Origin of the sequence: Streptomyces sp. NPDC058052 (assembly GCF_042885515.1) — a bacterium.
Taxonomy (GTDB): Bacteria; Actinomycetota; Actinomycetes; order Streptomycetales; family Streptomycetaceae; genus Streptomyces.
This window is the reverse complement of record NZ_JBHVRX010000009.1, coordinates 165,722-179,445: the sequence shown is the minus strand read 5'-3', so window position 1 is coordinate 179,445 and position 13,724 is coordinate 165,722. Positions and strand designations below refer to the sequence as shown.

At 74.8% G+C, this 13,724-nt stretch carries 14 protein-coding genes and 1 riboswitch; of the genes, 5 read left to right on the top strand and 9 right to left on the bottom strand.

Going from position 1 to position 13,724, the window contains the following annotated elements:
• Positions 1-14: 14 nt before the first annotated feature.
• The 6 genes from ACFVU3_RS15560 to thiO form a co-directional block, all read right to left on the bottom strand.
• A complete protein-coding gene (locus tag ACFVU3_RS15560; protein ID WP_390066420.1) occupies positions 15-635 on the bottom strand; it encodes a DUF4396 domain-containing protein in 621 nt (206 codons plus the stop codon).
• A gap of 93 nt (positions 636-728) precedes the next feature.
• Positions 729-1,580, bottom strand: coding sequence for a deoxyribonuclease IV (locus tag ACFVU3_RS15555; protein WP_390066419.1), 852 nt, complete (start codon positions 1,578-1,580; stop codon positions 729-731).
• Between the two features lie 7 nt (positions 1,581-1,587).
• Positions 1,588-3,510 (bottom strand): Stk1 family PASTA domain-containing Ser/Thr kinase, encoded by a 1,923-nt coding sequence (gene pknB, locus ACFVU3_RS15550; protein WP_390066418.1) that lies wholly within the window; start codon positions 3,508-3,510, stop codon positions 1,588-1,590.
• Positions 3,511-3,600: 90 nt separating this feature from the next.
• A complete protein-coding gene (locus ACFVU3_RS15545) occupies positions 3,601-4,395 on the bottom strand; it encodes a thiazole synthase (RefSeq protein ID WP_390066417.1) in 795 nt (264 codons plus the stop codon).
• Between the two features lie 5 nt (positions 4,396-4,400).
• Positions 4,401-4,601, bottom strand: a complete 201-nt coding sequence (gene thiS / locus ACFVU3_RS15540; RefSeq protein ID WP_390066416.1) for a sulfur carrier protein ThiS — start codon at positions 4,599-4,601, stop codon at positions 4,401-4,403.
• Positions 4,598-5,788, bottom strand: a complete 1,191-nt coding sequence (gene thiO, locus ACFVU3_RS15535) for a glycine oxidase ThiO (RefSeq protein WP_390066415.1) — start codon at positions 5,786-5,788, stop codon at positions 4,598-4,600. Before thiO ends, thiS begins: the two co-directional genes overlap by 4 nt.
• Positions 5,786-5,899, bottom strand: a riboswitch (TPP riboswitch). (Overlaps the previous gene by 3 nt.)
• A gap of 83 nt (positions 5,900-5,982) precedes the next feature.
• On the opposite strand from thiO, the gene ACFVU3_RS15530 reads away from it, so the two are divergent.
• From ACFVU3_RS15530 to ACFVU3_RS15510, 5 genes are all read left to right on the top strand, one after another.
• Positions 5,983-7,206, top strand: a complete 1,224-nt coding sequence (locus tag ACFVU3_RS15530) for an NAD(P)/FAD-dependent oxidoreductase (protein WP_390066414.1) — start codon at positions 5,983-5,985, stop codon at positions 7,204-7,206.
• Between the two features lie 201 nt (positions 7,207-7,407).
• Entirely contained in the window at positions 7,408-7,773 is a 366-nt protein-coding gene (locus tag ACFVU3_RS15525; protein ID WP_390066413.1) for an Rv2175c family DNA-binding protein, read from the top strand.
• A 73-nt stretch (positions 7,774-7,846) separates the two neighbouring features.
• Positions 7,847-8,500, top strand: a complete 654-nt coding sequence (thiE, locus tag ACFVU3_RS15520) for a thiamine phosphate synthase (RefSeq protein ID WP_390066412.1) — start codon at positions 7,847-7,849, stop codon at positions 8,498-8,500.
• Between the two features lie 150 nt (positions 8,501-8,650).
• Positions 8,651-9,568, top strand: coding sequence for a methylenetetrahydrofolate reductase [NAD(P)H] (gene metF / locus ACFVU3_RS15515; RefSeq protein WP_390066411.1), 918 nt, complete (start codon positions 8,651-8,653; stop codon positions 9,566-9,568).
• Between the two features lie 54 nt (positions 9,569-9,622).
• The gene (locus tag ACFVU3_RS15510) at positions 9,623-10,516 is read left to right on the top strand and encodes a hypothetical protein (protein WP_390066410.1); all 894 of its coding nucleotides are present in this window, start codon (positions 9,623-9,625) and stop codon (positions 10,514-10,516) included.
• A gap of 148 nt (positions 10,517-10,664) precedes the next feature.
• On the opposite strand, the gene ACFVU3_RS15505 is transcribed toward ACFVU3_RS15510, so the two are convergent.
• From ACFVU3_RS15505 to ACFVU3_RS15495, 3 genes are all read right to left on the bottom strand, one after another.
• Positions 10,665-12,107 (bottom strand): phytoene desaturase family protein, encoded by a 1,443-nt coding sequence (locus tag ACFVU3_RS15505; RefSeq protein ID WP_390066409.1) that lies wholly within the window; start codon positions 12,105-12,107, stop codon positions 10,665-10,667.
• Between the two features lie 10 nt (positions 12,108-12,117).
• Complete coding sequence (locus tag ACFVU3_RS15500) at positions 12,118-12,756, bottom strand: DUF4126 domain-containing protein (RefSeq protein WP_390066408.1); 639 nt, start codon at positions 12,754-12,756, stop codon at positions 12,118-12,120.
• Positions 12,757-13,098: 342 nt separating this feature from the next.
• Positions 13,099-13,710, bottom strand: coding sequence for a TetR/AcrR family transcriptional regulator (locus ACFVU3_RS15495; protein WP_390066407.1), 612 nt, complete (start codon positions 13,708-13,710; stop codon positions 13,099-13,101).
• Between the last annotated feature and the right edge of the window lie 14 nt (positions 13,711-13,724).

Genomic DNA, 13,724 nt, shown 5'->3' with positions numbered 1-13,724 from the left:
TCCGCGCGCGGTTCTCAGTGGTGGTACTGGTGCACCACCGCGTGGCCCTTGCCGCGTCCGATCAGCCACTTGTTCACCGGCGTGGTGACCAGGAAGGCGACGAGGAAGGCGAAGGCGAGCGCGCCCCAGAAGAGCGGCGCGTCGAGGTGGGCGTCCATGGCGCCCGGGACCAGCAGCAGCACGCCGTTGTCGACGATCTCCATGACGGCGATCGAGAGGGTGTCGGCGGCGAGCGCCACCTTGAAGGCGGACCTGAAGTCGAGGCCGGCCGCGAGGACCCCGCGCAGCGTGAGCGCGTAGCCGAAGAAGAACGCGAGGACGATCGCGAGGGCCATGGTCTGCGCGTTGCCCCAGCCGAGGGCGGTGCCGATGATCATGCCGAGCACCTCGCCGATGGCGCAGCCGGTGAGGCAGTGGAGCGTGGCCTTCGCCGCCGTGCCCCAGGACGCCCCGCCGTCGCCGTGGCCCGCGTGGCCCGCGTGGCTCGCCGGGTGTCCGTCGTGGCTCTCGGGGGCGGGGTGATGCGCGTGGCCCGCGTGGTGGTTCCCGTGCTCCCCGTGGCCGGTGTGTCCGCCGGTGTGGCCCGCGTGTCCGGCGTGTCCGGTGTGGTGGTCGTGTGCTTCGTGCTGCTCCATGAGGGTGCCCCCAACCTCGGGTAGCGGTTCCTGCTTCCTCAGGAACCGTATACCCCCTCGGGGTATTCCTCAACGGGAATGATCAGAAGGTGATCAGCCCCGGAGCTTCTTGAGCAGCTCGATGTCGGCGACGTGGCCTTCCCTGCCGCCCGGGGTCTCGATGATCAGCGGCACGCCGTCGGTGGCCGGGTGGCGCAGGAGCTGCCGGAACGCCTCCTCGCCGATGTGGCCGGCGCCGATGTTGGCGTGCCGGTCCTTGTGCGCGCCGACGACGTCCTTCGAGTCGTTGGCGTGGATCAGCCGCAGCCGGCCCTCGCCGACCGTGGCGACCAGCTCGTCCAGCGTCCGTACCGCCCCGCCCGGCTCCGCCAGGTCGTGGCCCGCCGCGAAGATGTGGCAGGTGTCGAGGCAGATCCCCAGCCTGGGGTGGTGGTCGAGCGCGTCGAAGTACGGGCCGAAGTCCTCCGCCCGGGAGCAGAGCGAGAAGCCCTGGCCGGCCGTGGACTCCAGGAGCAGGTACGGGTCGTCCTCGTGGGTCAGCTCGTCGAGCAGCGGCAGCATCCGCTCCCGCACCTGCGCCAGCGCCTCCTCGCGGGGACGGCCGCCGGTCGCCGAGCCGGTGTGGACGACCACGCCCTTCGCGCCGATCTCCCGGCCGCGCCGCAGCGAGTGACGCAGCGACTCCACCGACTTCTCGACGGTGGCCTCCGTGTGGGAGCCGAAGTTGATCAGATACGGGGCGTGCACCCAGGCCGAGAGCGACGCCGCGGCGCACTCCTCCCGGAAGCGCTCGTCCTGGGCCGGGTTGCCGGTCGGGGTGGCCCAGCCGCGCGGGTTGGCGACGAAGACCTGGACCGTCTCGGCGCCCAGCTCGCGGGCGTAGCCCAGACCGGTCGTGGCGAGACCGCCGGCCACGGGGACGTGGCCGCCGACGGGGTTGCGCATGGCTTTCTCAGATTCCCTTGATCGTGATGGCGACGGTGGAGCCCTCCGGGGCGGTCGCGCCGCCGTCGACGGACTGGGCCGTCACCTCGTCGCCGAGGAAGGGGAACTTCTTCTCCACCTTCACCTCGAAACCGGCCGCCTCCAGCGCCTCCCGGGCCTCGTCGGTCGTCATGCCGACGACGTCCGGGACCTCGACCGGGCGCGGTCCCTTGGAGACGGTGAGGGTGACCGCGTCCCCCTTCGCGGCCCGGCTGCCCTCGGCGAGGGACTGGGCGGCGACGGAACCGGTCTCCTCGGTGGAGTGCACCCGCTCCGGCGCGACGGAGACCTTGAGGCCGGCCTCCTGGAGGGTGGCGGTGGCGTCGGCGACGGTCTCCCCGGTCACGTCCGGGACGTCGACCGGGGCGCCCTTGCTGACCACCAGGGCGACGGCCGAGTCCGGGGCCCGCTCGGTGCCCGGCTCCGGGTCGGAGCCGATCACCGCGCCCTGGGCGACGGTCGTGCTGAAGGCCGTGGAGACCACGCCGGGGGCGAGGCCCTGCTCCGTGAGGATCCGCCTGGCCTCGTCGAGCGGCTTGTTCTTCAGATTGGGCACCTTCACGATCTCCGGCCCCCGGGAGAGGGTGAGGGTGACGGTGGCGTGGCTGCGGACCCGCTCGCCGGGCGCCGGGTCGACGCCCATCACGGTGCCGCGCTCGTACACGTCGCTGAAGGCGCGCTCCGTCGTGCCCGGCTCCAGTCCCGCGTCGGCGAGCCGCTCGGTCGCCACCCGCTCGGTCTGGCCGAGGACGGCGGGGACGCGGGTGAACTGGCCGGCGTTGATGTACCAGACGCCGGCGCCGAGGCCCAGGGCGAGCAGGACGCCGGCGACGATCAGGAGCGGGCCGCGCGGCGGCCGCGGGCGGGTGAGCCGGCGGCGGGCCGGCGGCGGGGGCTCGGGGGTCGCGAGGCGGCTGGTGTGCTGCACCGCGTGCGGGTCGCCGGCCTCCGGTCCGGGCACCGGGCGGGCGATCACGCCGGTGCGGTCCTCGCCGGTGTCGCGCTGCTCGGTCCGGGCCCGCGGCGGCAGCGCGTCCAGCTGGGCGTCGGTGAGCCCGGCCCGCGCCTCCCGGACCAGGGCGAGGAGCGCCACGGCGTCGTGCGGGCGGACCTCGGGGTTGCGGGCGGTGGCCGCGGCGACCAGCTCGTCCAGCTCCAGCGGCAGCCCGGGGACGGCGGCGGACGGCGCGGGCACGTCGGTGTTCAGGTGCTGGTAGAGGACCTGGGCGGGGGTGTCGCCGGAGTGCGGCTTGGCGCCCGTCAGCATCTCGTAGAGGACGACGCCGCAGGCGTACACGTCGGCGCGGGTGTCGGCGGTGCCGTGCTCGATCTGCTCGGGGGCGAGGTACGAGACGGTGCCGAGGACCGCGCCGGTGGTGGCGGTCGCCGAGCCGACCGAGCGGACGAGCCCGAAGTCGGCGACCTTGACCCGGCCGTCGTCCCCTATCAGCACGTTCTCCGGCTTCATGTCCCGGTGGACGAACCCGGCCCGGTGCGCGGCGCCCAGCGCGGCGAGCACCGGCTCCAGGATGTCCAGGGCGGCGCGGGGCTGGAGGGCGCCGCGCTCGCGGAGCACGTCGCGCAGGGTGCAGCCGGAGACGTACTCCATGGCCAGGTAGACGTACGCGCCCTCGGCGCCCTGGTCGAAGACGGCGACCACGTTCGGGTGCGCGAGGCGGGCGACGGACTTCGCCTCGCGGATGAACCGCTCGACGAAGACGGCGTCGGCCGCCAGGGCGGGGTGCATCACCTTGAGCGCGAGGACGCGGTCGAGGCGGGTGTCGACGGCCCGGTAGACCGTGGCCATCCCGCCGACGGCGATGCGCGCGTCGACGCGGTAGCGGCCGTCGAGCAGCCGCCCGACGAGGGGGTCCTGAAGGGTCGTGTCCACGGCGTCGAGTCTACGAGCCGGTCCGCGCCACCCCCGCCCCGCGGGCCCCGACCGCAGCACGCTTGTGACGTATCCCGCCCCCGGCCGGGGTCAGAACGCGGGGCGTTCCGGGTCCAGGCGGGCGCGGCCCCCGGTGGGCGAGGACGCCTCCGCGAAGTGGCGCCGGGGGATGCGGCCCGCGCGGTGGGCCAGCCGGCCCGCCTCGACCGCGTGTCGCATCGCCGAGGCCATCAGGACCGGCTCCTGCGCACGGGTGACCGCCGAGGCGAGCATCACCGCCGCGCAGCCCAGCTCCATCGCGAGCGCCGCGTCCGAGGCGGTGCCCGCGCCGGCGTCGAGGATCACCGGCACCCCGGCCCGTTCGGCGATCAGCTCGAAGTTGTGCGGGTTGCGGATGCCGAGGCCGGAGCCGATGGGGGAGCCGAGCGGCATGATCGCCGCGCAGCCGACGTCCTCCAGCTTCCGGGCCAGGACCGGGTCGTCGTTGGTGTAGGGGAGGACGGTGAAGCCGTCGTCCACCAGGGTCTCGGCGGCGTCGAGCAGCTCCACCCCGTCGGGGAGGAGGGTCCGCTCGTCGGCGACCACCTCCAGCTTGATCCAGTCCGTGCCCAGGGCCTCCCGGGCCAGCCGCGCGGTCAGCACGGCCTCGCCGGCCGTGTAGCAGCCCGCCGTGTTCGGCAGGACGCGGATGCCGAGCCGGTCCAGGACGGAGAGGACCGAGCCCTGCACGGTGGGGTCGAGGCGGCGCATGGCGACGGTGGTCAGCTCGGTGCCGCTGGCCACCAGGGAGCGCTCCAGGACGTCCAGGCTGGGGGCGCCGCCGGTGCCCATGATGAGCCGGGAGGAGAACTCCGTACCGCCGAGGACGAACACGTCGTCGGACATCGCGCTCAGCCCCCCTGCACCGCGGTCAGGACCTCGACCCGGTCGCCGTCGGCGAGGAGCGTCGTCGCCCACTCGCCGCGCGGCACCACCGTCTCGTTGACGGCGGCGGCGACCCCGGAGGGGGCGGTGGTGAGACCGGCGACCAGGGAGGCCAGGGAGACGGGGGCGGCGAGCGCGCGCGGCTCGCCGTTCACGGACACGTTCATGCGGGCTGCTCCTGACGTACGGAGAGAGCGGTGGGGAAGCGGCGGGGGGAGAAGGGGCGCGCCTCGTCGGGGAGGACGCCGGTGGCGAGCGCCTCCGCCATGACATCGCCGGTGACGGGGGTGAGGAGGATCCCGTTGCGGTAGTGGCCGGTGGCCAGGTGGAGGCCCGGCAGGGCGCTCGGCCCGAGGAGGGGCGCGTTGTCGGGGGAGCCGGGGCGCAGCCCGGCGAGGGTCTCGGTGAGCGGCAGCTCGGTGAGGCCGGGGACCAGCTCGTGGGCGTCGCGCAGCAGCTCGTACACCCCGCCGGCGGTCACCGTGGTGTCCCAGCCCAGCTCCTCGCTGGTGGCGCCGACGACCAGCTCGCCGTTCTCGCGCGGCACCAGGTAGACGTGACTGCCGCGGACCACGGCCCGCACGGTGCGGGAGAGGAAGGGGGCGTACGGGGCGGGGATCCGCAGCCGCAGGACCTGGCCCTTCACCGGGCGGACCGGCGGCAGGACCGCGGCGGGCACGCCGGCGAGGCGGCCGCTGAGGCTGCCGGCGGCGAGGACGGTCTGGCCGGCGGCGAGCTCGGTGCCGTCGCCGAGGACGACTCCCCGCGCCCGGTCGCGGACCACGACGAGCCGTTCGGCGACGGCCCGGTGGAAGACCACCCCGGCCCGTTCGCAGGCGGTGAGCAGCGCGGCGGCGAGCCGGCGCGGGTCCACCTGGTGGTCGCCGTCCACCCGCAGCCCGCCGCGCACCCCGGGCGCGAGCATGGGTTCGAGGCGGCGGCACTCGCGGCCCGTCAGCCATTCGGAGGCGAGTCCGCAGCGCGTCTGGAGGGCGTGGAGTTCGCGCAGGTGGGCCCGGTCGTCGGCGTCGAGCGCGACGGCGAGGGTGCCGCAGGCGCGGTAGCCGACGCCGTGGCCGGCCGCCTCCTCCAGTTCGGCGACGAAGGCGGGGTAGCGCGCGGCGGAGGCGAGGTTGAGCCCGAGCAGGGTCTCCTCGCCGTAGTGCAGTTCGGTGACGGCGGCGAGCATGCCGGCCGCGACCCGCGCGGCGCCGTCCCCTGGTCCGGGGTCGACGACCGCGACGCTCAGCCCGCGCAGGGCCGCCCGCCAGGCGGTGACGAGGCCGATGACGCCGCCCCCGACCACGAGGACGTCGGTGGGCCGACCGCTGTCGGTTCCTTCGGAAGAACGCATGGGCGTTCCCGCCCCTCCCTTCGCCGGCATGACCCGGATCAGGTTCGTACGGTCGGAGGCCGGCCAGCCTCCCTCTCAGCCCGGTGCGTCCGGGCTCCCGCGAGTGGTGTGTGCCCGCCACCCTAGCCCCCGCCGCCGGAGCGCCGCAGGGGACCTCTCTTTCTGACGTGCCGTCAGATGCGTAAGGTGGACGGGTGAGCGAGCAGAAGCAGACCCAGCGGCACGTCGTGATCGTCGGTGCGGGGATGGCGGGCGTCCAGACCGCCGTCGCCCTGCGCGAGCAGGGCTTCGAGGGCCCCGTCACCCTCATCGGCGCCGAACCCCACCAGCCCTACGACCGGCCCCCGCTCTCCAAGGCCGTCCTCCTCGGCAAGGCCGAGCACTCCGCCTTCGACGTCGACTTCGAGTCCCTCGGCGTCGACCTCCGCCTCGGCCTCGACGTCACCGGACTGCGGCCCGCCGAGCGCGAACTCGTCACCGAGGAGGGGCGCTTCCCGTACGACACCCTCGTCCTCGCCACCGGCGCCCACCCGCTCACCCTCCCCGGCACCGAGGGCGTCCCCGGCGTCCACCTGCTGCGCACCCTCGACGACGCCGTCCGCCTCGGCCCCGTCCTCGCCGGCGGCGGCTCCGTCGTCGTGGTCGGCGCCGGCTGGATCGGCGCCGAGTTCGCCACCGCCGCCCGCGAGGCCGGCTGCGCCGTCACCGTCGTCGAGGCCGCCCCCCTGCCGCTCGCCGGAGCCCTGCCCGCCGAGGTCACCACCGCCATGGCCGGGTGGTACGCCGAGAGCGGCGCCGAACTCCTCACCCACGCGCGCGTGGACACCGTCCGGCCCGGCGTCGTCGTCCTCGCCGACGGCCGCGAGCTCCCCGCCGACGCCGTCGTCGTCGGCATCGGCGCCCGCCCCGCCACCGACTGGCTCGCCGGCTCCGGCATCGCCCTCGACCCGAGCGGCGCCGTCACCGCCGACGACCGGCTCCGCACCTCCCTGCCCGACGTGTACGCGGTCGGCGACTGCGCCTCCTTCCCCTCCGCCCGCTACGGGGAGCGGCTCCTCGTCCACCACTGGGACAACGCCCTCCAGGGCCCCCGCACGGTCGCCGCCTGCGTCACCGGCGTCGAGGGCGCCGAGCCGGAGCCGTACGACCCCGTCCCGTACTTCTGGTCCGAGCAGTTCGGCCGTTTCGTCCAGTACGCCGGCCACCACTCCGGCGCCGACACCCTGGTCCGCCGCGGCGACTCCTCCGGCGCCTCCTGGTCGGTGCTCTGGCTGCGCGACGGGGTGCCGGTCGCCCTGCTCGCCGTCGGCCGACCCCGCGACCTCGCCCAGGGGCGCAAGCTCATCGAGGCCGGCACCCCCGTCGACCCCGAGCGCGCCGCGGACCCGACCGTCCCGCTGAAGTCCGCCGTCCGGTAGTGCCTGTCCGGAAAGCGACGCCGGGCGGGATCCTCCGGGCGGGCCCCGGGCGCGCGGACTCCGGCCGGCTGCCCTCCCCGCGCCGCCCGGACGGCGCAAGGGCCCCCGGACGGGCGCACGGGGGCCCCGCGTCCCCCCGGACGGAGGCGGCCCGGGCGGGCCCGACTACCGACTGTCGGTCCCGGATGGCAGGCTTGTCCCGTGACCGAGATTGACGCAAACATCGATGCTCTCGTCCCCGCCTGGCTCTACCTCCCCGACATCGCGGAGATGCTCGACGTCGAGGTGACGCGCGTGCGGCAGCTGGTGAAGGAGGGCCAGCTGATCGCCGTGCGCCGCGGAGAGAACAACGCGCTCCAGGTGCCGGCCGCCTTCATCCAGGACGACAAGGTCGTCAAGGGCCTCGCCGGCACCCTGACGCTCCTCAGGGACGACGGCTTCTCCGACGAGGAGATGCTGGAGTGGCTCTTCACCCCGGACCCGAGCCTGCCCGGCACCCCCGCGCAGGCCCTGGGCGAGAATCGCGGCACGGAGGTGAAGCGCCGCGCCCAGGCGCTCGCCGTCTGACGCACCGGACCACCATCGCCGGTGCCGCGGCCCCGCGCCGCGGCACCGGCACCACCCGACGGGGGGAACCACCATGCCCACGCCTCGTGAGCAGCTCGCCGACGCCCGGCTCTACCTGTGCACCGACGCCCGGAAGCGCCAGGGCGACCTGCCCGCCTTCCTCGACGCCGTGCTCTCCTCCGGCGTCGACATCGTGCAGCTCCGCGACAAGGGCATGGAGGCCGGCGAGGAGCTGGAGCACCTCGCCGTCCTCGCCGACGCCTGCCGCCGCCACGGCAAGCTCCTCGCGGTGAACGACCGGGCCGACGTCGCCCACGCCATCGGCTCCGACGTCCTCCACCTCGGCCAGGGCGACCTGCCCGTGCCCGCCGCCCGCGCCGTCCTCGGCGAAGAGGTGCTGATCGGCCGTTCCTGCCACGCCGAGTCCGAGGCGGCCGCGGCCGCCGACGAGCCCGGCGTCGACTACTTCTGCACCGGCCCCTGCTGGCCCACCCCCACCAAGCCCGGGCGGTACGCCCCCGGCCTCGACCTGGTGCGGTACGCGGCCGGGCTCGCCCAGGACCGCCCCTGGTTCGCCATCGGCGGCATCGACGAGACCAACCTCGACCAGGTGCTCGACGCCGGCGCCCGCCGGATCGTCGTCGTCCGCGCGCTCACCGAGGCCGACGACCCGGCCGCGGCCGCCGCCTCCCTCGCCAAGCGCGTCCGGGAGCGGGCCGGCGCCTGACCCCGGGCGGCACCCCGCCGGGCGGCACCCCGCCGGGCGGCACCCCGCCCGGTGGCACCCCGCCCGGCGAGCGTCGTACCGGTGTCCGAAAAGGTGTCCACGACTCGGACGCGGTTTCCGCGCCACCTGGACCCCGTCTAACCTGCCCGTATGGCCCTTGGAACCGCTTCCGTCCGCTCGGACCGCGCACGCACGGTCCGCGAGATCCTCGCCTCCGGCAGCACGTCGTACTCCTTCGAGTTCTACGCGCCCCGGACCGAGAAGGGCGAGCAGGTCCTCTGGAACGCCATGCGCCGCGTCGAGGCCGTCGGCCCCAGCTTCGTCTCCGTGACCTACGGCGCCGGCGGCTCCACCCGCGGCGGCACCGTCAAGGCCACCCAGAAGATCGCCTCGGACTCGACGCTGACGCCGGTCGCCCACCTCACCGCCGTCGACCACTCCGTCGCCGAGCTGCGCAACATCCTCGGCCAGTACGCCGATGCCGGCATCAGGAACATGCTCGCCGTGCGCGGCGACCCGCCGGGCGACCCGCTCGGCGATTGGGTGCCGCACCCGGAGGGCGTCACCTACGCCGCCGACCTGGTCCGGCTCATCAAGGAGTCCGGCGACTTCTGCGTCGGCGTCGCCGCCTTCCCCGAGATGCACCCCCGCTCCGCCGACTGGGACACCGACATCCGGCACTTCGTGGACAAGTGCCGGGCCGGCGCCGACTACGCGATCACCCAGATGTTCTTCGACCCGGAGAACTACCTGCGGCTGCGCGACAGCGTCGAGAAGGCGGGCTGCGAGACCCCGATCATCCCCGAGGTCATGCCCGTCGTGAACGTCCGGACGCTCGACCGGCTGCCCCAGCTCAGCAACGCCGCCTTCCCCGCGGACGTGAAAGAACGGATCCTCGCGGTCAAGGACGACCCCGCCGCTGTACGCTCCATCGGTATCGAGTTCGCGACGGAGTTCTGCGCGCGTCTGCTGGACGAGGGTGTCCCCGGACTGCACTTCATCACGCTCAACAGCTCCACCGCGACGCTCGAGATCTACGAGAATCTCGGACTGCACCAGCAGTCCTGACCGGTCGTACCCGCCCCGACCCGCGGCGGTGGCCGTAGAGAGGGGCTGCGGGGCATGGGGTGGACGGTCCTCTACATCGCGTTCGGGCTGGTGGCGCTCTGGCTGCTGGGCGAGGTGCTCCTCCAGTACAAGGCGCGGCTGCGCTGGCGGATCCTCGCCTTCTGCGGCTTCCTCGGCGTGGTCGCCGGCGTGCTGCTGCCCTCGGTGGCGGTGATCATCGCCGGCGCGGTCGCCTTCGCCGTCGGCCAGACCTTCGTGACCCTCTCCTTCCGCCGCGGCTTCTCCACCGGCTGGGCGATCGGCGGCAACCCCGGCGCCAGCCGCCGCCGCAAGGCGGGCCCGGCCGCCGGGGCCGGCCCCACCCTGGAGGTCTCCGGCCTCTCCTACGAGGACGCCGCCGCGGCCCACGCCCCCGGCCCCGAGGCCGAGGAGCTGCACGCCGGCGCCGGTGAGGCGTCCGTCTACGAGCCGCAGCCCCTGCCCGAGGACACCGGCCAGTACGGCGTCTACGGCGGCGGGCAGCACGACCAGACCCCGCAGACCCCCGGGTACGGCGGCTACGACGCCGGCTCCTACGGCACCGGCGGCTACGACACCACCGGGTACGGCACCGGCGGCTACGCCCCCGCCGACCCGGCCGCGCCCGCGTACGAGACCTACGCCGCCGGCTACGAGCAGCAGCAGCCCGCCTACGACTACGGCGCCGCCGGGACCCCGCAGCAGTACGCCGCCTACTCCGACCCGTACATCGGCCCCGGCACCGACGGCCAGCAGTACACCTCGTACTACGGCGACTCCTACGCCCCCTCGTACAGCTACGACACCCCGCCCGGCGGCGTCTGGGTCCCGCAGCAGCGCGACACCGACGAGCAGCCGCCCCAGGCGCACGCCCCGGGACAGTACGGCTACGAGCAGCACCCCGACGAGCAGTCCCAGTACCGCTACTGAGACCCCGCCGTCCCGCCGGCTCCCGGCCGGCGGCCGGAATCCGGTCGGCCCGGCGCCGTGCGGCGGGTGCCTGACCGGCGGGTGGCCGTCCGGGCGCCGTCCGGCCGTCCGGTGACGGGCAGGGCGCCGGCCGGCCGGTCCGGTCCGGTCACCGCGAGCCGCGGAACCCCGCGCCCTCCACGATCAGCCCGGCCACCAGCGCGCCCGACATGCCCGCGTGGGCGAGCCCGCCGCCGGGATGCGACCAGCCGCCGGCGAAGAAGAGGCCGGGGACGGGGGAGAGGTTGGGCGCCGGGAGCCATGCCCCCCGGCCGTCCGCCAGCGCAGGGCCCGGGATCTCGGCCGTCCCGGTCGCCGCCCGCACGTCCTCCGGGGTACGGACCTCCTGCCAGAGCAGCCGCTCGGCCAGCCCCGGCACGGCCCGCGCGGCGGCCTCCACCATCCGCGCGGCGAGTTCCCGCGGGTCCTCCCGCGGCGTGACCCCGGTCATCGCGGACACCGTCACCGACTCGTGGTCCGCGTCGGGCCGCAGCGCCGGGTCGTCCGGCCGCAGGACCGTCACCGTCGGCGTGTGCCGCGGGTCCCCGGCCCCGTGCACGACGGTGCGGTGCACGGCCCCCTCCTCACGGCCCCCGCGGAGGGCCAGCAGGACCGTCAGGCGGCTGGTGCCGTGCCGCTGGAAATGCGTCCACTCGTCGCTGTGACTCCACGGCAGGACCTGCTCGCGGTAGAGCTCCGGCACCGGCGCGCCCACGACCACGTGGTCCGCCCGCACGGTCTCCCCCGACTCCAGCCGCACCCCGACGGCCCGCTCGTCCTCGGTCAGCACCTCGTCGACCGGCGCGCCGAAGACGAACTCCACGCGCCGCTCACGGCAGCGCTCGTACACCGCGTCCGCGAGCGCGCGGATGCCGCCGGCCACGTACCAGCTGCCGAAGGTCTGCTCCATGTACGGCAGGACGACGGCGGACGCCGGGGCCCCCGCCGCCGGGAAGCCGTACGCCTCCGCGTACGAGCCCAGGAGCGCGATCAGCCGCGGATCCCGCAGCTCCCGCTCACCGACCTGGGCGAGCGTCCGCGTCGGACGGCGCAGCAGCCCCGCCTTGAGCGCCGGGTACGGCTCGCGGGCCAGGTCCTTCGGATCGGCCGGCTGCGGCTCCTCCAGGAGCGGACGGCGGGTCCGGTCCCACGCCTCGCGGGCCCGCACCAGGAACTCCCCCCAGCGCTCGCCCGCGCCCGCGCCGAGCGCCGCGTCCAGGGCGGCGACCGTGCCGGCCCGCGAGGCGTTCGGCAGGTCCACGCGCGTGCCGTCGGCGAAGACGTGCCGGGCGGCCGGATCCACCTGGCTCAGCCCGACGCACTCCTCCAGCGGCTTCTTCCCCGTCTTCACGAACAGATCGCGGTAGACGGCCGGCAGGTGCAGCAGCCCGGGGCCCGTGTCGAAGGCGAAGCCGTCCCGCTCGAAGCGGCCCACCGCTCCGCCGTACGCCGGCGTCTTCTCGTACACCGTCACCGTGTGTCCGGCGACCGCCAGCCGTGCCGCCGCCGCCATGGCGCCGAGACCCGCGCCGACCACCACAATCCGTCCCATGTCAGGGACCCTATCGGCCTCCGCCGACCGAGCGGTCCGCAGGTGGGCCGCCCCCGGCCGCCGCCAGTCTGCGCTCCTCGCGGCGCTGCGCCCGGCGGCGCAGGAAGCGCCGGATCCGGGTGGCCAGGAAGAACAGCAGCCACACGCCGAGCGCCAGCAGCACGGCGGCGATCACCGCCGCCGCCACCGGATGGAACATCGCGAAGGTGATGACCCCGGCGACGGCGAGGTCCTCGGCCGTGCTCAGCGCGATGTTGGAGAACGGCTCCGGCGAGGTGTTCACCGCCATCCGCGTCCCCGCCTTGACCAGATGGCTCATCAGCGCCGTCGAACCGCCGACCGCCCCGGCCGCCAGCTCCGGCAGCGAACCGCTCTCACCGGCCAGCAGGGCCGCCACCACGGCCCCCGCGACCGGCCTGATCACCGTGTGGACGGCGTCCCACACGTTGTCCACGTACGGGATCTTGTCCGCGACCGCCTCGCACAGGAACAGGACGCCGGCCGCGATCAGCACATCGGTGCGCTGGAGCGCCTCGGGCACCTCGTCGGTGAGCCCGGTCGCGCCGAAGACGCCGAGGAGCAGGACCACCGCGTAGGCGTTGATCCCGCTCGCCCAGCCGCTGGTGAAGACCAGGGGGAGTACGGACACGCCCGCGATCGTAACGAGAGCCCGCCCGTCCGTCACCAGGGCGGCCCCGTCGCCGGGCGACTGAGTATCCGTACCTAGACGCCGAGATGAGTAGCTGTGCGGATGGGGGAGAGGGCCCCGGGAGGAGAGAGTGGAGCCACGGAAGGGGCGCGGCTCCGGAACCGCCGGCACGGGGCGGCGGAACGGGGCCGCGCGCCTGCCGGCACGGGGGACGTGCACGGGGGTGTACGAAGGAAGCGCCGGTCCGGCGTGGCTCGGGGGGATCGAGCCTCGCGCGGACCGGCGCTTTCGTATGGGCTGGACGGTGGATCCCCTGTCCGCCGTCCATCGGTCTGATCCGGGTCAGCGGCTTCCGCCCACCCGCCCGTGCAGCAGCAGCGACAGCGCCGCGTGGACGTCGTCGAGGGAGCGCTCGCTCTGGAACGCCTTCCAGTCGAGGGCCGCGACCAGGACCATGCCGACCAGGGCCGCCGCGGTCAGCTGGACGTCGATCTCCTCGCTCAGCTCGCCGGCCGCGACGCCGTCGCGCAGGACGCCCTCCACGACGGCGACGGCCTCCTGGCGGACGACCAGGAGCGTGGAGTTCCACGCACGGTTGGTGCGCCACAGCTCGGCCACGTACAGCTGGGTGAAGGCCGGGTAGCGGTCGATGAAGACGAGGCCGGCGCGGATCATCGCGTCCAGTGCGGCGACCCGGGTGCCGCCCTGGGCCGCCGTCTCCTCCGCGGCCGTCCGCAGCGAGGCGGTGAGGAGGGAGACGCCGTGGCGCAGCAGCTCCTCGAAGAGCTCGGTCTTGCTCTTGAAGTTGTAGTAGACCGTGCCCTTGGCCACCCCGGCACGCTCGGCGATCTCGTCGACCGTGGTGGCCGAGAAGCCCTGCTCGGCGATGAGGGTGACGGCCGCCTCGTAGAGCTTGGCGCGGGTCGCCTGGCGGCGGGTGCTGCTGCTGTCCATGGAATCGATTCTCA